Genomic DNA, 19,187 nt, shown 5'->3' with positions numbered 1-19,187 from the left:
ACTTCAACACTCCTATCTGTGCGGCTGGATGCCTTATATGAGAACCAATTCTTCAAGTAGCTCATCAATTTGTTGCTTCGTAATACCCGTCATCGTGTTCTCCCCCAACTGCTTAATCGTCGATTTTCGAACGAAATTAAGAAAGGGACCCTCGAATAAGGCTGACATATGCTTCTTGAAAATCACCGTTGCCGCTTCATGATCCAGCACATCATTGATTCTCGAATGTTCATTAAATGTAACGCGGAATAATTCGTGATTCGTATAGTTGAACGTATAGTCTCCAGATCCTAAAAGGACGTATACACCTTGTTCGACTTCACTTATGCCTTGAATGCCAGGGATCGAGGTGTCGAGGGAAAGTCCTCCTTCTTTCACGCTGCCAACCACAGCTCCTGTAAGAATGACTTCTGCGGTTGTATTGGCTGGAACACGCACACTCATTTGAATTTGCCCCTGATCCACCTGCCAGCCGGATTCGATTCGTCCATATAGGGAGGTATGCGCGGCTTTGGCATAAGAGAGACGATTCATCCCAAACATCGGCTCGATATGAATGCGCTTGAAGGCTGGTACAGTAACGTCCATATCCAAACCGGCTATTTTTCGGTACATCCAGTCTCCGATAGCTCCATAAGCGTAGTGGTTAAAAGAGTTCATATCATCGCTCCAGAAAGAGCCGTCCGATTTAATGCTGTCCCAATGCTCCCAGATGGTCGTCGCTCCCTTGGAAACGGAATACAGCCACCCCGGATAGCTTTCTTGCAGCAGCAGCTTAACCGCTGTTTCGTGATAGCCGTTATTCGAAAGCGCGAAGCACAAGTAAGGTGTGCCCACGAAGCCTGTTGATAAATGATAATCATTATCCAGAATCAATTCATTGAGATCCTTCGCTACTCTTGCACGTACCTCGTCATCGACGAGATCGAAGACGAGCGCAAGGATATGCGCAGTTTGCGTTGGGGCAGCGACGCGCCCATTTTTCGTCATAAACTCATCACGGAAAGCTTGAATAACGCCATTGTAAAGCTCATCGAAAGCAAGTGCCTCTTCCTCATGTCCAAGAGCTCTTGCGGCATCCCGAACAATACGTGTCGAATACGCATAATAAGCCGTTGCAATCAGAGCAACAGGTGTCGCACCGATGTAGCTGTTTTCCTTGGCGTCCAACGCAAGCCAATCGCCAAAATGGAAGCCGGTGTTCCATAAATATTCCTGCTCGCCTTGGGAGCGGATATAGGAAATCCACCCTTTCATACTTTCATATTGTTCAGCAAGCAGACGCTTGTCTCCATAATATTGATAAACCGTCCACGGACAGATGACCGCAGCGTCTCCCCATGCAGCTGAATTCTCTCCGCCTACAACGTCCGGTACAACAAAAGGGATGCCGCCATTCGGCTTTTGTTCTGCTTTCATATCATGCAGCCATTTCGTGAAGAAGGGTCCGCCTTGGTAATTAAATAGTGCCGTGCTGATGAAAACCTGAGCATCCCCCGTCCACCCTAACCGTTCGTCACGCTGTGGACAATCCGTCGGTACGTCCAGGAAATTGCCTCGTTGGCCCCAGCGAATGTTGCTTTGCAACTGATTCACTCTAGCATCCGAGCATTCGAACTCACCTGTCGGCTCCATATCGGTATGCATGACCTCACCGACAAAAGCATCCAGCGGCAGACCGTTCACTTGGCCGGGAAAGCCTTCAACCTTCACATAGCGAAAGCCCATGAAGCTGAAATAAGGTGCATAGCTTTCAGGACCATTGCCTTTGGCAATATAAGTCACGACCTGCTTCGCTGGACGCAGGTTGCCGAAATAAATATTGCCGTCTTTATCCAAGACTTCAGCATGCTTAAGCTCAATTCGCGTACCCGCAGGGGCATTTACAGTAAAGCGCATGCGGCCTACCATATTTTGTCCCATATCCAGCACATGATCGCCGGCAGGCGTTACGAAATAAGCGATAGGACGTATCGTTTCCGTTACACGTGTCGGTGCGTTTTCTTGAGGCACTAGCACATCAAGGCTTACATCTGGACAAATCTGTGTGGAGCTCCACTCGTCATCTCGGAAATTCACCGAGCTCCAGCCTGCTTGCTCTAAACGCGCATCATACGTTTCACCATGGTAGATTGTCGAATATTGAATAGCTCCCGTAGAAGCCTTCCAGGTGGTATCTGTAGCTACAACTGCTTCCGTACCGTCTTTATATTGAATATGTAGCTGTGCGAGCGCAGCCCGGCGTTCACCGTATTTAAAGTTTTTATTTTCAAAGCCCATTCCGCTTTTGTACCAACCATCCCCAAGTAGGATACCGATCCCATTTCCGTCATGGTGAAGAAGATCTGTTACATCATAGGTTTGAACCTGCAACCGAGTTGGATAACTCGTCCAGCCTGGTGCCAGCAGCTCGTCGGAAACACGAATTCCATTCACATACAGCTCATAGACGCCTGCAGCCGACGCATATATACGTGCAGACTGGACGTCTCCCCCCACCTCAAATTGCTTGCGAAGCAGAAATGCAGGCTCGGACTGCGGATCTATATCACTTTCATTAGGCGTGATCCAATCGGCTGTCCATTCCCTTTGATCTAACAAGCCCATCTCCCACCAAGAGATTTCACTCCACGTGGACTCACGACCAAAGTTATCCCAGACTTTAACTTTATAGAGATAACGAGTTCTTGATTTCAGCGCCTGTCCCCCATAAGCAATTTGAATCGACTGATCGGATGCCGTATACCCTGTATCCCATACCGGGTTTGTAAAATCATCCTCTTCGCTAGTCACGATGATCTGATACCCTCGCTGCAACGTGCCGCGGCGATCGGATTCAATTTGCCAGCTTAGCTGTGGGTGTCTCGCTCCAATGCCAAGCGGATTCGTTCTATATTCACATTTCAACGCTGTAACCTGTAAATTCCCCATTGTAATCCTCCTCATCAGCGATCCTATGATTAGCCTTTAACCGAACCTGCTGTCATACCGGCTACAATTTTTTTGTTAAAGAAAATGAATAAGACTAGTGGCGGTAAGGTGATCAGTAAAATATTCATAAACAGCAAATTCCATTGCGTGACAAACTGGCTTTGGAAGTTATACAGGGTTAGCTGCACTGTCGCATTCTTGGCTCCCGGAAAGAAATACAGAGGGTTCGTAAAGTCGTTAAAAATCCCCACAGATGACGTGACAATAATCGTTGCCGTTACGGGCTTTAGAAGCGGTAGAATGATTTTGTAGAACAGTCCAAATCCACTGCAACCATCCACCACAGCAGCTTCATCTACTTCACGCGGAATGCCTGACATAAACCCCTTGTACAGCAAGACCCCGAAAGGAAATCCGAGTGCAACCTCAACCAGAACGAGACCTGGCAGCGTTTTGAACAAACCAAGACCATTCAAGACCCAGATCGTCGGCACGATGGCTGGCGGTATAATTAATCCAGATAGGACAAGGAAATTGAGCCATGGCGTCGCACGATCGCTTCTACGCTGCATCACAAAGCCTGCCATCGCACAGACAAGAATCAACACGGTAATCGATATGACTGTCAGCAAGGTGCTGTTATAAAAGGCCCGCAATAGCATGTAATCTCGGGCGGTGATCACTTCTTTCAGGTTGTCCCAAAGATGGATCGTTGTAGGCCAAGCTAAGTTTAATAGGGAAGATTCTTTCTTGTCCTTGAGCGCATTGACAACGACAAAGTAGAAAGGAATCCAAAAGATAACAATGGTCAGAAGAATGGCAATGACTTCAATGCCTAAGCCTTTTATTTTTCTGCTCATAGTTCCGCCTCTTTTCTGTTCAGGTAGGAATACAGCGGAAGAGCTAACGCCGTTACCACAATAAATAAGATCACGTTTCCTGCTGTAGCCAGACCATAATAGCCGCCTTGGTACTGCTTATAGATAATGGACGCGATAAGATCGGTCGTAAATCCAGGCCCTCCTTTGGTCATCGCCCAAACGAGGTCGAAGGAGCGCAAGCCACCGATAAACGATAAAATAATAACAGAATTCGTTGCCGGACGGCTTAACGGGAGAATAATATTCCAGAACTTACGGAATGCGCCTCCGCCATCCATCTCCAGTGCTTCATAATACTCTTGAGGAATAGAGAGGATTCCTGCGATATAGATAACCGTAGCGAAGCCTACGCCTTTCCAAACATCCACAAGCGCAACAGACAACAGCGCTATGCGTGTATCGCCTAACCAGTCCGGTCCAACAATGCCGATTACTGCTAATGCCGTATTGATTAATCCTTGTGTTGGATGCATCATCATGCTGAATGTGATTCCGACTGCAATGGTACTAAGCAAGGTAGGAAAAAATATGACAGACCGCAGATAACCCTTGGCTCTTATTTTTGAAGTTAGAAATACGCCTAGCAACAAGCCCAAAACAACCTTTAACACGCAAGTAACTACCGCATAGATGAGGGTATTCTTAAATCCGATCAGGAGCGAAGCTTCTTGAAAGAACATTTTGAAGTTATCCAAACCGATAAACGTCCAGCTCGTTAAATTCCATCTTGTTAAACTGAAGAAAAAAGACATAATCGTCGGAAAGATGAAAATCAATAAGTAGATAATGGCTGCAGGAATAAGAAAAGCATATGAGTACGTACGTTTGAACACCTTGGCCACCGAGATCACCCCTAAGTTTAAGAAAAGAGCCGGTCCTGCATGAACTTTGCATCGCCGACTCCTTCTGATTAATCTTTAGCTATTACCAACCTTGCAATCCTAATTGCTTGGCTTGTTTTTCAACATCTTTATCATAGACCTCAGCACCTTGTTTGGCCGTTTTGATGGCTGCGCCGACTTCAGTTGTAATTTGCGGCAAGCTGGAGCCTTTAATTGGTGAAACGAATTCCAAAGCTGGTGCTGTTTTGTTACCGTCAAAATATGGCGTCATATCTTTCACAGCTTGTGCAACGTTATCCGGCAGCTTTGAACCTTTAATCGCATAGGGACCTGATGGCATGGAAGCAGCCGATTGAGCGGCAACACCATCCATGGAAGCGATGAATTCAACGAATTTTTTCGCTTGCTCCGCATGCTTAGTGGCCTTGTAAATGTATGCACCGCTTGGCATCCACACCGTCAAACCATTCGTAGCCGCACTATCCCCTGGCTGCGCAAAGAAGCCGATATCCTTCATTTTATCAGGGAAATTCTGTTGGAGCGCTGGTGTTGCAAAGGATAGCATCGGATATTGAGCACCTTTGCCCTCCGCGAGCATTTTCAAGCCCGCATCATACGTTGTTGCTAAGAAATCTTTGTTCATGTATCCTTTTTTCGCAATTTCCTCCAGCTTTTCAAAGCTTTTCAGTGCCGCTGCATCCGTCGCATATTTCGCTTTATTCGCTGTATAATCATCCGCAAACTTCGGATTGGCGGCTTGCACATTGTAATAATCCGCTAATACGACGAGTTGTGACGTCCAATCGTCTTTATAAGAACCGATGACAGGCGTGATGCCAGCTGCTTTAATTTTCTCACTGTTAGCCATCAATTCAGCCCATGTTTTTGGCACGGAGAGACCCAGGTCAGCATAAATCTTTTTGTTGTAGAACCAACCGCCGGCCATCGTCGAACCAATCGGTCCCGCATAGACTTTCCCTTTAGAAGAGACAGTCGGTTTAAAGGAATCAATCACATTGGCTTGAAAAGGTTCATTTGTAAGGTCAAGTAAATTTTGTTCTGGATTAAGCGCTTGCATAAGTGATCCACTGTTATAGAAGAACACGTCGGTCATATCCCCAGTCGCTAGACGGGTTTTGACGATGTTATCGCCTTCTCCGCCGCCTGGGCGTGTTTCTTGTTCAACATGAATGTTCGGATATTTCTTTTCGAATGCCGCGACAATCCCTTTCGCAATATTGACTGAATCCTGTGTATTATCGATTAAAAGTGAGATGGTTACTTTCTCATCCGTTTTTTTGGTACCGGTGTCTGCCGCTTGCCCTTTCGTATCTCCGGATGATGTGGATGTCGTTCCACAGCCTGCTACCACACCAGCCAATAATACCGAAGTGGACATCGCCGCAACCCATTTTGTTGTCTTTTTACTCATCTTCAAATCCCCCTTAGTCATCTTGGTTAGGATGAATCGATTCCTATGCACTACACGAGTTCGTTTTCCCCGTGCTTTTATCTTAATCGCTTTTCCTAACCACAGGCAGTGCGTCATTCTTCTGATTGGTGTCCGTATTTTTTAGATTCCCGCGGGGTTCGATAACTGATCTTTATATTGCCCAGGTGTACATCCGGTGTATTTTTTAAATACTTCAGAGAAGTGCCTATACGTATGATACCCAACTTTCTCACTCACATCATTCACTTTCAAGCCGCGGGTAAGCAGCGTCTTGGCAAGCTCCATGCGAATGCGGGTCACATATTTAATATACGATTCGCCCACTTCCTCCTTAAATAACACGCTGAAATACGTAGGATTCATGCCAACATGCTCTGCTACTTCCTGCAGCGTCACATCGCGCGTATAGTTTTGCTCCATATAATTGCGCGCCCGTGTGACGGATGCATGCCTGGAGTGCTCACGAGCATCCATCGTACTGCCAACAATCATGTCAAATTGACTACGAAACCATTCCGTCATCTTCCCTCTTGCTGCCATTTCACGAAATTCCACATGGGGCCGGTACGCTTCAGGAATGTGACTGGCTTTGTCCCCAGCTGACTTTTTCGCTTCCTCTAGCGCCAAATAAAGAAGCTTAAGCATCTCATGCTCAGCCACTTCGCTATCCAGCTTTTCCATTTGGATCCAAGCAATGAATCGATCAATCTGCTCGAGCATGCCCGCCTTATTACCTGAACGCAAACTCAAAATAATGGCTTCCTCGCGTTCGCTTAAACCTTCCGGCCGGGTAATCAAATCACCTAAATCCTCAAAACGTACGATCCCTTTCTCCCCCAAAAAATGAGCGGATCGCAGCGCACGAAGCGCTTCTTTATAGCTGTGTGCGGCATCCTTTAGCTCCGCATAAGTCCGACCGCTCCCAACGGAGATGTCAGCTTGCTCATACTCCAATTGCAGCTGTCCCCAGAACTCAGGGGTTGGCTGCTGTTCATGCACGCATACAAGTAATCTCTCTTGGCCATGGCGCAGCGGAATCGCCGTATAGTCTGTATGCTCTGGCATTTGCAGCCGATCTGATTCCGACGCCAGAACGGTCACTCCAACGAGGGTCTCCGCCCCTGCGCCATAAATTTCTCGCCACTTCTCTTCAGCTTCTGCGCCGATAAATAGTAAATCCAATGTCGCTTTCTCCAGAAGCTCGCGATGGCTGCTGCTTACTTTCGTCTTAAGCTCTTGCACTTCTTGCTGCTGGCTGATCTTATCCATCACCTTGCGGATCGCTTTCTCGATCGTTGGGATCGTAATTGGCTTCTCTAAATAATCAGCGACTCCGAGATTGATGGCTCGTTTCACATATTCAAACTCGTTGAACCCGCTAAATACGATACACAGCGTCTCCGGCGCTTCCCGCATAATCTCTTCAATCAGCTGGAGTCCATCCATGCCCGGCATCCGAATATCGGTAAAAATAAGCTGGGGACGATGCTCTCGGAATACATCGAGTGCAGACAGGCCGTTGTCAGCCGTGCCGATGAGCTCGATGCCAAAGCTTGACCAGTCTATCATTTCACGAAGGCCTTGAAGCACAATATATTCATCGTCGAACACCGCGGCCTTAAGCATTTGCATCCCTCTTTTCACCAAATAGTTGAAAGCGAATTTGGATCTGAGTGCCTTGATTAACTACACTCGAAATCGTTAACGAACTGGTCGTCCCATAACACAGGGTCAATCGTTCACGCACATTTTTCAAACCATATCCTTGTTCGGTCGCAGCCAAATCGGCTATCCCTACCCCGTTATCTTCCACTGTAAAAACAAGAAACCCATCTTCCCTTTTGCCTGTAAGTCGAATCGTACCTTCTCCCACCTTGGGTTCTAAACCATGATAAATGGCATTCTCAACAAGAGGTTGGAGCAGCAGTTTCATAATCTCCATACCCATTAAGGCAGGCTCGACCTCTTCCACATATTGAAACCGATTATGATAGCGAATATTCTGGATCGTCATATAATGCTCAATATGCTTTAATTCTTTATAAACGGAGATGGTATCCTTACCTTTGTTCAGGCTCAATTTAAAGCTTTCCGATAGGGAAATCGCCATCTGCGCAACATCATGATTCTTTTGCAAAGTCGCCATCCAATAGATCGAGTCTAATGTGTTATATAAAAAATGCGGCTTAATTTGCGCCTGCAGCGCTCGAAGCTCCGCCTCTCGCTCCTTTAATTGGGAATGAATCAGCCGTTCATTTAACTCTTTATTTTCAGAAACAACGCGTTTGAAGGTTTCACCAATCGTTCCTACCTCGTCCTGTTCGAACGTCTCTTCGAATTCGCGAGCTCCCTTCGTCCAATCCACCATCATTTTTTTGATCTGTAGAAGCGGACGGGTAATACTGCCGGATATAAAAATGGAATACAGCAGGGCAATAACGCCCATAGAAACAGCGATAAGTGTTGTGATTGTGCGAATTTGATTCGATTGCTTGAGCAGTTCATTCACTTTAATCAGATGTATAAATGTCCAATCCGTCGTTTGGTTCTGGTATTGGCTGATGAGATAACCCTTTTGCTCCAATTGGTGAATAAGTGATACGTTGTCCCCTTCTTTGAGAACGGAATTGTCGGTTAGCCCGTTATTAAACACGATTTTACTTCTGTCAGGGGAATTATCCAGCGCCATGAAACCGCCGGCATTGCTGTTTTCATTGAAAATATTCGTAAAAATATCCGTTGATATATTCACGACTAACAGTCCAATCGCCTGCCCGCTCGGACTTGTCGCATCCCGAAATAATTTAACCGTGGAAAAGGAATTTTTCGAATTATCGAGTATATCATAGCCTAGAAACACAACCTTCCCCTGATCCTGTAAAGCACTCTGATACCAATCGGTTTGTTGAATGAGTTTGATCTTATCCGGCTTCTCATACACCCCTGCATCATCAGAGCGTCCCGCGCAGAAGGTCTTGAATTCCAAATTAAAAACACAGATAGAGTTTACATATTTGGTGTCAAATTGATTGTTGTTAATCGCTTTTTGCAGCTTATTGGAGGTCCATTCACTGGTCGATTCAGTGGAATCCGCAGATTTAGGTTCCGTACTCTGAGCAACGTTGCTATTGGACAAAACCTCCCGCACCTCATTGTTCACCACAATCGAACGATTCATATTAATGATGCTGCGAAATAATAAATCCGCCACTTCACTGGATGTTTCCAAATGATTTTCATAAGTTTGGGCATTCGTTTCCATCAATGTGTTCTTGGCAATATCGAAAGAAATATATCCTAAGATGAAAAGTGGAGGCAAAGAGATGATGATCATAGCAAGTAGAAACCGACTTCTAAGCCGTTGTAAACGAAATTTGGAAATGAGAAACCGCAGCCTTTTTTTCATTTTGTGCCTCCCCCATCCTTGTCGTAGGTATCCTGATCTAGCCTGAAGACTATAAGGGTATTATAGCTAGATCAACCCTAATTACATAATGTGCTTATTTTTTGGGTGAGTGTCCGTTTTTTTTGGGAAAGAGAATAAAGACTCCTTACATCGAATGACAACAAGCCATGCAGTAGTTATACGCATGGCTTGTTATCGTCTCAACAACCTCTTCCAAGAGGGTTGCTTTGTACCAAATCTAGTTATGAAATTGAATTCATAATATTGCATGGTTTCAGCTCATATACTCATATTGAAATCATATGGATAAAGGGATGTGATGCCATTGCATATATATGTCACTGATCATGGGGATACTCTGAGGAAAATTGCCGACAGATATTATTGTGAAATAGAATCCCTCGTATCACTCAATCCACATATTCCCGGCATCGACTTGAAAATAGTTGCGGATGTGCAAGTAAAACTGCCCGCCCCGCTGTTACATGTGCGGAAGATCAAAGATGACGTTGTTTCGCGCCCCCTCGGAACTACAGCCCCCCCTTTGGATCAATGGATTCCACTAACTTCAATCGAGCAAATGGCGAAGACCGATTATGATGTGCTTATCATTGGCAGCGGGGCTGGTGGCGGAGCTGCTCTTTGGAGACTATGCGAACAATGGGGGCAAAACGGCAAGCGGATTGGGATGATCGAGGCCGGAGATCTGTTATTGCCGACCCATGCGTTTCATATACCCACATTTGACGAACAGCGCGCACTAGAATACTTGGATCGGGTTTCGGATCGTATCGGAGAAAGATGGCCGGATTTTCGAAGCGCGAAAATCGTCAGAGGCTTAGGCGGAAGAACCCTGATATGGTACGGCTGGTCCCCCCGTTTTGATCCTGCTGCGTTCAGAACATGGCCAATCACCTATAAGGATCTTGCTCCCTATTATCTGATCGCAGAAAAAATAATGAATGTGACCACCAGCTATACCAAAGGTTCCGCTCTGCAGGAAATACTTATCGAACGCCTTCTTAAGGGCGGTTTTCCGGAGGCAACAGATGTGCCATTGGCTACTGATCTAGAAGGTACGAAATACGGGCAGGTCCATTCAAATGTTTATTTCAGTTCCATTGATTTTCTTGCATACGCCTTAAATATCCGAAAATTCGATCTAGCCGTAAATACGCGCGCCGTGCAAATTATAACGGAACAAGGAAAAGCTGTAGGCGTCAAAGTCATGACCCCAGATAAAAAAACGTATACGTTGACTGCTAAGACAATCGTCGTTTCCGCTAGCACCTGGGAAACCCCGCGCCTTCTGCTTAATTCCAATATCCCGGGCGAAGCGATCGGGAAATATGTGGCATTCCATCCTGTTTACCATGGGTTCGGAACCGTTAACCGGGATTTATTCCCAGAAGTATTTGGCGTCGCCACCGTCTTCGTTCCGGGTACAGCCGAACGAAATTATCAGCTTCAGATCTTCAACGATTATTGGTACGACTTTATTGAAAAACCTCTTCTGACAAAAGAGGCCTTGGAAGTACACGCTTACGGAATCGTGGAACCGCGGCCCGACAATTCCGTCAGCCTTGATCCGATTCATCGGGATGCTTACGGCGTACCTACTCTTAACGTACAGTTTTCCTTCAGTGATAAGGATCAGGCACTTCTTCGCGAAATGTACGCTTCCCTGTCAGCCTTCACCTCTGCAGCTGGATTATCGCTGGACGGCCCACTTCAACTGCAAAAGCCCGGTGCAGACAACCACGAGGCGGGAACATGCCGAATGGGTGACAATCCGTCTACCTCCGTCACCGACCGCTTTGGTCAAGTGCATGGCATTGCTGGTCTTTACCTAGCCGATATGAGTGTATTGAATCTTACTTCTCCGTCCAATCCGACGCTGACAATGACAGCTCTTGCCATTCGTACGGCAGATCATATCGTCGAACAAATGAAATAGATCATCTATTTTTGTCTGAAGGGAGGGCAATTAAATTGACCGAAAACAGCGATGCTCGTACCTATCAATCACAGCCTGCGAAGGTACCGTGGATTCCCCTGACTCCGATCGAGAAAATGGCGCAAACCCATTATGATGTGCTCATTGTCGGGAGCGGCGCGGGAGGCGGGGCCGCTCTCTGGCGATTAATCGAACAATCGAGAAATAACGGCATGCGGATTGGGATGATCGAGGCCGGGGATCTGATACTACCGACCCATGCTCATAATTTGCCTACTTTCGATCAAACGCGGTTTACTCAATTTATTGAAAGTCCCCGCTATGCCGAACCAATCGGGGAATTATGGCCGGATTATCCGGGGGCTAGAATATTTAGAGCTTTAGGAGGGAGAACCCTTCACTGGTATTTAATGTGTCCCCGCGTGCTGCCGGAAGAATTCAAATCTTGGCCAATTTCCTATCAAGAACTGGTTCCCTATTACCTTACCGCTGAGCAGATCATGAATGTAACCGGTGCATACGCAAAGGGATCTGCCCTTCAGGAAAAACTTCTCCATCGCCTTCGTTTCGGCGGATTTCCGGATGCCACTGATCTTCCTATGGCCGTTGACCTTGAAGTTACCCGATACGGTCAGCTCCATTCGAATGTCTTTTTTAGTTCCATTATATTTATGGCTTATGCGCTCAATATGAAGCCCTTTGATCTAGCTGTAAATACGCGGGCTGTACAGGTTCTCACCGAGAGAGGCAGAGCCGCAGGCGTAAAGGTGGTTACTTCCGACAGTAAAACCTGGACCATCAGAGCGAAGACGGTAATCCTTTCCGCCAGTACCTTTGAAACGCCGCGTATTCTACTGAACTCCAATATTCCCGGAGAAGCCATTGGCAGATATTTGGTGAACCAACCCACAGTCATAGCGGCGGCAAAAATAAAGCGCAATCAATTTCCCGAAGTGTTAGGAAATGCCGCTATCATGGTTCCAAGTACGGCTGATCGGAAATATATGATCTTCACTTTAGGGACCGATCCTATAGACTACTGGTGGTACCATTTCGAAGAAAGAAAACTTCTTGACGAACTGAGACTCGGGTTTTTCGGTTTGGCAACCATCGAACCGCGATTTGAAAACCATGTCAGCCTCGACCCTACCAGACATGATTCATTCGGAGTACCTTTATTAAAAGTTCAATTTTCGTACAGGTCTCAAGATAAAGCCGTTATCCGCAAGCTGACGGCTTCTATTCGAAGTGCCGCCGGAGCAATGGGGCTGGATTTTTACGAGAACCCTAGTCTCCTACCTCCCGGTCTAGACAATCATGAGGCGGGAACGTGCCGAATGGGCGATGATCCCGCCACCTCAGCAACAAACCAGTATGGGCAAATCCACGGCGTACCCGGTCTCTATGTGGCTGATAACAGTGTATTGCCGCTAACCGGAGCAGCAAACCCGACATTGACAACCGTTGCTTTGGCGATTCGCACAGCGGATTATATCCTTTCGCAATATTAGGCGAGCAGTCAGCTAATTTCTTGGCACCTCGTTCAGCCGACTCTTAAACGCGGTTACAATCGTCAGCACAAGGATGGGAATAACGCCTGCAACCGTTATAAATAAAGGCCAAACGATGCCTACATGTTCCATGAATTCTAATTCGTTCCGAAACATACTCATCGAGAGCAGCAGCACCAGATTCGCTATTGGAAAAATCAGGATCCGTTCATTCCGCAGCCCAAATAATTGGGAAAGTCCCAAATTGATGGCAAACAGCACAATCGTTGCTTTCATATATGAGCCAGCGATCAAGGCCAAGCCAATCACAGATTCGATTCGTTCAATCACCTCCGCGAGTTCAATCAATCGTGCAATCGTAAATAAGGAGAATTTGATATTCCCAGCTGTGGCCCCCAGCACCATGATTGTACACACAATGACTAAGGTTAGCGAAATCCCGCTGATCAGAAGCGCTAAAAACATAAACTTCCCCAAAGGTTCCTGGTCCTTTCGAACAAACGGAAGAACCATCGTGAACAGAACCAGTTCCGCATAAGGAAATCCCCATGCCATATATGCGCCGTGTAAAACCGGTTTGAAACCATCCGGAAATAAGGGTCTAAGAAACTCCACATGGTAACTAGGAATCGTTAAAAGTAAAACGGCGACGCTGAAGAAAAATATCGTGATAAGCAGTAACGTAAACATCCTTGCCATGACCTCAATACCTGAACGAACGGTCATGGCTGCAGTGAAAAGTATTAGTAGGTGGAAGACATAGGTGGGCGTTTCCCTCATCATTGTACTTTTGAAAAATCCGCCGATGTCCCCCACGATAAGAGCCAGCATCATGATGGACACCGAAAAGAATGGAATGGCGATAATAACGGTCAGCAGCCTTCCAATGGCCTGCCGACTGTACTGGATGAGCGTTAGATCCGGATATTTCCGGTGCAGATAAAGAACACAGAACAACAAGAGCATCCCGCATCCGTTCGCCATCCATAAAGAAATCCAAGCGGCATTTTTTGCCGCGCCAGTCAAAGGCGCTGGTATATTTACGATCGCCGAACCTGTCAGAAAGGAGAGAAACAACGTTGCCATTTGCCGAGAACTAACCGTAATCCGCTTTTTCATCATAGGAAACCCCCTCCTCCTTATTGAACATTGATCGTTAAAATGAAAGTTTAACCGATTCTACAATTCGTTTCGCCGGATCTTTCAAGAAGAAATGAACCCATTCGTCCAGATTCGACCAGCGTAGATCCAGCACATAAATAAGACATGGATATAGAGCAGCAGTCATCAACATAAGATAAACTAACCGCTCCCTGCCGCTAGCAAGCTTTAGATTCGGCCTGTCATAGGCAAAAATGACGAAGTATACCACAAGCGAAATCATGATTTTCTGGACCATACTTTTCTCCCTTTCAACCGCATCGTAAGTCGGGACTATTTGGCAACCGGTAAACCGAGGTTCGCACCGGTATTAATAATGTTCACCTCAACCTCAATTGTAAAAGGTATATTGGAAAACCGCTCTTCCCAATCCGGCTTCCAACGTTTCCATAATGCGGGGTCCTGGCGGTATATCCGATTTCCGATTCCAAACACATCTAATTTTTCTTTCTGAATATAAGCTAGCGCGCTTTTTAAATCCTGCTCGACTGACTTTTTGACTCTTTCGTTAAACTTCATTACATCTTCCGAGGTTCGCAGAGACGTGCAGATAAGTTCGCCGGCATAGCCTCTTATATGGGTCGATACATGGACGGCAGCCGAATCATCCTTGATCTTTATGTCCAGTTTTGTTTTGGCCGCCTCCACTTCTACGGCTTCTATTTTCTTTATTTTTTTTTTGCTCTGATCCGGACAAGCCACTTCGATAATACCTTGTTTATATTTGTCTATCAGTAACACCAGGCTTTCGATATCTTTGGATGCAACCGTATCAACCATCTTCCCATCCTTCAACAACGCCAGTCGGGTAACGGGAGAGGAGCGCGGCACATTCTTTGGGTCAAAGTAGACGAACGGCACGGTGGCGACGCCCGTTTCGCTTTTCAAATCCAGCATCAGATCCAAAAAAGAGGTTTTTGTGGATTTTCCTGTATACTGGTAAGCCATTCTTTCTGACTCCCGTAATTGCTGACCTACGGTCGATTCAATCAACGGCTTCGTATCTGTCAAATAAAGATCCGCCTTATTTTTGCCAATCATGACGCTGACTGTCGCTCGAGGTTCATTATCCCTTGCAAAAAAATCGAGGATTTCTGCGATATTCCGTTTTTTGGCAATGTCTTCCCCGATGATTAGGACTCGCATATGGCTCCACTGCGCTTTTCGGCCGAAATGAATGGTCATATCACGGATCGCTTCAAACACGGTCTCGCCTCTTGTTTTAATATTGATTAAGCTTTCACCTGATGGTCCACTGCCTTTGGATTTGCCCCCTCCTGAGACAGGCTTATAGAATTGGATGGTCAGTTCAATGTTTTCTCCATCCTCCGCCTGATCGATCGCAACTCCCTGAACAAAAGCATATGTATCCAGCTCCATTCTATTCCAGCAGCCAGTTAAGAGGGCAAGGAGAACAAAATTTAAAGCCGCGACGCCGAACGTCCTCACCATTCATCCTTCTTTCTTGTTTGCTGCATGCCGCTATGCTGATGCTTGTTTCGCGGTGAGCGAAGAAGAGAAGTCAGCGGCGCCCGGACAAACACATCATGCAATTGGCGTGGGCGAAGCGGCCCCAAAGGAGCCAGGTAGGACTGTCCCAACGAGCGCAAACTCATCATATGCAGCAAAAGCAACAGAAACCCGATCATGAATCCGAATCCCCCCAATGAAGCGGAAAGGAACATCAATGGAATACGCAAGATTCGAACGGCATTGCCGAGATTATATTGCGGAAGCGAGAATTTGGCGATCCCTGTAAGGGCCACCACGACGACCATGATCGGAGAAGCGATTCCGGCATTGATGGCCGCTTCGCCGATAACCAGCGCCCCTACAATACTCACGGCAGAGCCGACGGGGCGAGGCAATCGTACCCCCGCTTCGGTCAGAATTTCGAAGAAAAAGGTCATGATCAGCGCCTCTATAAAGGCTGGGAAAGGAATACCTTCGCGCGTATTGAGTATCGCTAGCAGCAGCACGGTTGGAATCAACTCGGGATTAAAGGTGGTTAAGCCGATATAAATGCTTGGAAGCGTCAGTGTTATGAAAAAAGCGGCGAACCTAATCAACCGGACAAAGGACGAAATAAGTGTTCTATTGTAATAATCTTCGGGAGAAAGCAGAAACTCAATGAAAAGACCGGGACAAATAAGAATCGACGGGCTACCGGAAACCATTACAATAATCTTACCGTCCAGGAGGGCAGCAGCCGCTACATCCGGACGTTCCGTAACCCGGAATTGCGGTAACGGCGAATATATCGAGTCTTCAAGCAGTTCTTCGATATAGGAACTTTCCAATATTTCCATTTCTTTAACTTGTGAAATCCGCTCTTGAAACTCCGCCAACGTTTCCGGATTTACAGCTCCTTCTAAATAAGCGTAAGCGACCTCAGAATTCGATTTCCCTCCGGATTTGAGTAGTTCAAGTTTAAATTCAGACGTTTTCAAGCGAATCCGTATCAGACCAATATTTTTCCTTAGATTTTCTACCGTGCTCTCGTGCGGACCTCTCACAACTGGCTCAATCAAGTTCTCCGTCACTTGTCTCTCTTGAAGCGTTATCGCTCTGAAGCTCAGCGCTTTGTCCCACTGGTCGAAGAAGACAACAACGTTTCCTTCTAATATATCTTCAACCGCTATGTCCAAATCTCCGATTGCATGTGCGGTTTCGTCGGAAGCCCCATGATTCTCGAAAAAGTTGATCACATCGATTGGTTTGATATCTGTGGCTGGCCCTATTTGATGAGTAACCAGATCCTGCATGACGGTTTTAAAATAATTTTCCTTTTTATCTTGAACCAATGTTATACAATAAATAGCCATCGCCTCATATTGGAGATTAGGCCCATAGTGCCATGGTATGAAAATGATGTCTTTACAGTTCGCGAAGATTTGTTCCACCCGTTGTCTGTTATCATACAAGCTCGGCATAATCGGTGCATTCACGTTCGAAGATATTACTGCATCCAGGGATATTTCCTGAGCGGATGAAAGGGCTGTCCGGTGTCTCCTGAACATTTTGAACAAATCCATTCAGACTCCCCTCCTTCTTCCAGTCGTATTCGGAAACTAAAGTTATAATAACCAATAATAGGTATTGTCATACAACAGTGAGAATTCCGTATAACCTACAGTCGATCAGCATGTATTTTTCTTCTGCCGGATTTTCCCTATGATAAGCAGCAGCAACGGCTCAAAGATCAGCTTAACTGTCATTTGCGCGATACAATCTGAGACAGTTGGAATCCCCAATATCCTTACCCCGCCATTCTTCTTCGGTATCTCTACCGCCTTAACTGGCTGGGGAAAGTAACTTCCCGAGCATTGTCCCAGCAATTCCGCGTCTGGACATGGATTGACCTAAACCCTTTTGCTTTAAAAGTTCTTGGTACTTGGGACTCGTGTAAGGACTCCCTTGATCCGAATGGATAAATGTATCCTTGTGCAGCTTCAGTCGTCTTTGCTTTACAAGTGCGTTAATCGTGTCAGTAGCAATGTCCAGTGTGAGGCGATTGGATAGGTTATAGGAGAGAATTCCTCCTGTTGAGGCATCTAATATGGTCGACAAATAAGCCATCTCTGAGCGGCCATAAGGGAGGTAGGTAATGTCGGCCCAGGAACAAATTTACGGAGGAATAGATCTAATGGCAAGCGTACCAAGACGTGGTAACAACTCATTTCTACTCGTTGTTGAAGCAGGGTATGCCCCTACTGGTGAGCGGACCAAGCGTACCAAGACGATCAAGGCTGACGGCATTCGTGAGACGCGTAAGATCCTTGCAGATTTTCAAACAGAGATTGAAACAGGGGAGTAAATTGCACCAAGGAAATGACGCTAAGTGCATTTATGGATGAATGGCGCAGTAAATACACAGCTATCGGAGCCATACTTGGAGGATTTCGACGAGGCGAGCTGATTGGTTTGGAATGGAGCGATGTGGATTACGAAAAATGCACTATATCCATAAACAAAAGTATTTCACTAACTGTAGGTGGTCAATCTTTTGTTAAGGCTCCTAAAAGCAAAGCATCTAAACGAACAGTTACTGTGCCGGAATGGTTCATGCAAGAAATGAAGGGCTTCTATCATAATTGGAAGGTTGATAAATTGAAAGCAGGTGAACTTTGGGAAGGACAAGAACATCAATATGTGTTCCAAGTAGGTTTCGGCAAACCCTTGTACCATTCATCGCCTACACATTGGTGGAAAAAGTTCACAGAACGACATAACTTAAAATTTATTCGACTTCATGACCTAAGGCACAGCGCGGCGACAATATTGATTGAAAATGATGTCTCGATGAAAGCGATCCAGGAACGGTTGGGTCACTCTAAGCATCAAACAACAGCAGACCTATATGCCCACGTCGCCCAGTCAGTTAGTCGAGCAGCCGCGGATAAACTAGAAAAATTTAATCCCCGAAATTTTTCGTCAACAGTTCGTCAACAAGTATGAATTTCCACTCTGTACTACCGTAATCATTCCATCTGTTATAAAACAGAAAAAACCCTTATAAATAAAGGGTTTCGTGCTTGTAAAGCTGGGATGCGGTCGGAGGGATTTGAACCCTCACGCCTTGTGAGCGCCACCCCCTCAAGATGGTGTGTCTGCCGTTCCACCACGACCGCTTAAGAGAAGTATACTGGGGATCTAGGATTTGAACCTAGGCATGACGGAGTCAAAGTCCGTTGCCTTACCGCTTGGCTAATCCCCATTGAATAAGGGAAAAGGGCGACCGATGGGACTTGAACCCACGAATGCCGGATCCACAAACCGGTGCGTTAACCCCTTCGCCACGATCGCCACAGTAGGGATGTATTCCCTGAAAACTAGATACGAAACTTGCGTAAAGTTGAAATGCTTAGGTTTTCTGGGCCCCAATCAAGGATGCGGAATTCGCTGCAAAGCTTATCTTCACTTGTTTGGGATTGTTTGGTTAAGCCCTCGACCGATTAGTATTCGTCAGCTGCATACGTTGCCGCACTTCCACCTCGAACCTATCAACCTCGTCGTCTACAAGGGGTCTTACATACTGGGAAATC

14 protein-coding genes, 3 tRNA genes, 1 rRNA gene and 1 pseudogene are annotated in these 19,187 nt (G+C 46.2%); 4 read left to right on the top strand and 15 right to left on the bottom strand.

Going from position 1 to position 19,187, the window contains the following annotated elements; translation table 11 throughout:
- Positions 1-33: 33 nt before the first annotated feature.
- From AC58P7_RS31875 to AC58P7_RS31850, 6 genes are all read right to left on the bottom strand, one after another.
- Positions 34-2,931: a family 78 glycoside hydrolase catalytic domain gene (locus tag AC58P7_RS31875; protein WP_497350118.1), complete on the bottom strand. Its 2,898-nt coding sequence runs from the start codon at positions 2,929-2,931 to the stop codon at positions 34-36.
- A gap of 29 nt (positions 2,932-2,960) precedes the next feature.
- Positions 2,961-3,791, bottom strand: coding sequence for a carbohydrate ABC transporter permease (locus AC58P7_RS31870; RefSeq protein ID WP_497350117.1), 831 nt, complete (start codon positions 3,789-3,791; stop codon positions 2,961-2,963).
- Positions 3,788-4,654 (bottom strand): carbohydrate ABC transporter permease, encoded by an 867-nt coding sequence (locus AC58P7_RS31865; protein WP_497350116.1) that lies wholly within the window; start codon positions 4,652-4,654, stop codon positions 3,788-3,790. Before AC58P7_RS31865 ends, AC58P7_RS31870 begins: the two co-directional genes overlap by 4 nt.
- 82 nt (positions 4,655-4,736) lie before the next feature.
- Positions 4,737-6,086, bottom strand: a complete 1,350-nt coding sequence (locus AC58P7_RS31860) for an ABC transporter substrate-binding protein (protein ID WP_497350115.1) — start codon at positions 6,084-6,086, stop codon at positions 4,737-4,739.
- A gap of 141 nt (positions 6,087-6,227) precedes the next feature.
- Entirely contained in the window at positions 6,228-7,733 is a 1,506-nt protein-coding gene (locus AC58P7_RS31855) for a response regulator (protein WP_497350114.1), read from the bottom strand.
- Positions 7,726-9,513 carry a sensor histidine kinase gene (locus AC58P7_RS31850; RefSeq protein ID WP_497350113.1) on the bottom strand — a complete coding sequence of 596 codons (1,788 nt, stop codon included), beginning with the start codon at positions 9,511-9,513 and terminating at the stop codon, positions 7,726-7,728. Before AC58P7_RS31850 ends, AC58P7_RS31855 begins: the two co-directional genes overlap by 8 nt.
- Before the next feature lie 325 nt (positions 9,514-9,838).
- Between AC58P7_RS31850 and AC58P7_RS31845 the strand changes: the two genes are divergently transcribed.
- Both AC58P7_RS31845 and AC58P7_RS31840 read left to right on the top strand, forming a co-directional pair.
- Complete coding sequence (locus tag AC58P7_RS31845) at positions 9,839-11,470, top strand: GMC oxidoreductase (protein ID WP_497350112.1); 1,632 nt, start codon at positions 9,839-9,841, stop codon at positions 11,468-11,470.
- 35 nt (positions 11,471-11,505) lie between these two features.
- Positions 11,506-12,981: a GMC oxidoreductase gene (locus AC58P7_RS31840; protein WP_497350111.1), complete on the top strand. Its 1,476-nt coding sequence runs from the start codon at positions 11,506-11,508 to the stop codon at positions 12,979-12,981.
- 12 nt (positions 12,982-12,993) lie between these two features.
- Here the strand turns inward: AC58P7_RS31840 and AC58P7_RS31835 are convergent, their stop codons facing one another.
- The 5 genes and pseudogenes from AC58P7_RS31835 to AC58P7_RS31815 form a co-directional block, all read right to left on the bottom strand.
- Positions 12,994-14,103: a GerAB/ArcD/ProY family transporter gene (locus AC58P7_RS31835; RefSeq protein ID WP_497350110.1), complete on the bottom strand. Its 1,110-nt coding sequence runs from the start codon at positions 14,101-14,103 to the stop codon at positions 12,994-12,996.
- Positions 14,104-14,137: 34 nt separating this feature from the next.
- Positions 14,138-14,365 (bottom strand): hypothetical protein, encoded by a 228-nt coding sequence (locus AC58P7_RS31830; RefSeq protein WP_497350109.1) that lies wholly within the window; start codon positions 14,363-14,365, stop codon positions 14,138-14,140.
- Positions 14,366-14,415: 50 nt separating this feature from the next.
- Complete coding sequence (locus AC58P7_RS31825) at positions 14,416-15,591, bottom strand: Ger(x)C family spore germination protein (RefSeq protein ID WP_497350108.1); 1,176 nt, start codon at positions 15,589-15,591, stop codon at positions 14,416-14,418.
- On the bottom strand, positions 15,588-17,177 hold the full coding sequence (locus tag AC58P7_RS31820; protein WP_497350107.1) for a spore germination protein: 1,590 nt from the start codon (positions 17,175-17,177) through the stop codon (positions 15,588-15,590). Before AC58P7_RS31820 ends, AC58P7_RS31825 begins: the two co-directional genes overlap by 4 nt.
- Positions 17,178-17,434: 257 nt before the next feature.
- Positions 17,435-17,754, bottom strand: a pseudogene (locus tag AC58P7_RS31815) (transposase); the annotation flags it as partial.
- Here AC58P7_RS31815 and AC58P7_RS31810 point away from each other — a divergent pair.
- Positions 17,750-17,959 carry a hypothetical protein gene (locus AC58P7_RS31810; RefSeq protein ID WP_497350106.1) on the top strand — a complete coding sequence of 70 codons (210 nt, stop codon included), beginning with the start codon at positions 17,750-17,752 and terminating at the stop codon, positions 17,957-17,959. The pseudogene AC58P7_RS31815 and the gene AC58P7_RS31810 sit on opposite strands and share 5 nt — an antisense overlap.
- 14 nt (positions 17,960-17,973) lie before the next feature.
- Positions 17,974-18,600 (top strand): site-specific integrase, encoded by a 627-nt coding sequence (locus AC58P7_RS31805; RefSeq protein ID WP_497350105.1) that lies wholly within the window; start codon positions 17,974-17,976, stop codon positions 18,598-18,600.
- Between the two features lie 91 nt (positions 18,601-18,691).
- Here the strand turns inward: AC58P7_RS31805 and AC58P7_RS31800 are convergent.
- From AC58P7_RS31800 to AC58P7_RS31785, 4 genes are all read right to left on the bottom strand, one after another.
- Positions 18,692-18,773, bottom strand: a tRNA-Leu gene (locus tag AC58P7_RS31800).
- A 14-nt stretch (positions 18,774-18,787) separates the two neighbouring features.
- Positions 18,788-18,859, bottom strand: a tRNA-Gln gene (locus AC58P7_RS31795).
- A 16-nt stretch (positions 18,860-18,875) separates the two neighbouring features.
- Positions 18,876-18,948 (bottom strand) — tRNA-His (locus AC58P7_RS31790).
- Between the two features lie 129 nt (positions 18,949-19,077).
- Positions 19,078-19,187: ribosomal RNA gene (locus AC58P7_RS31785) — 23S ribosomal RNA — on the bottom strand; the annotation flags it as partial.

Source organism: Paenibacillus sp. J22FR5, assembly GCF_059691975.1.
This window is presented reverse-complemented; position numbering and strand designations above follow the sequence as displayed.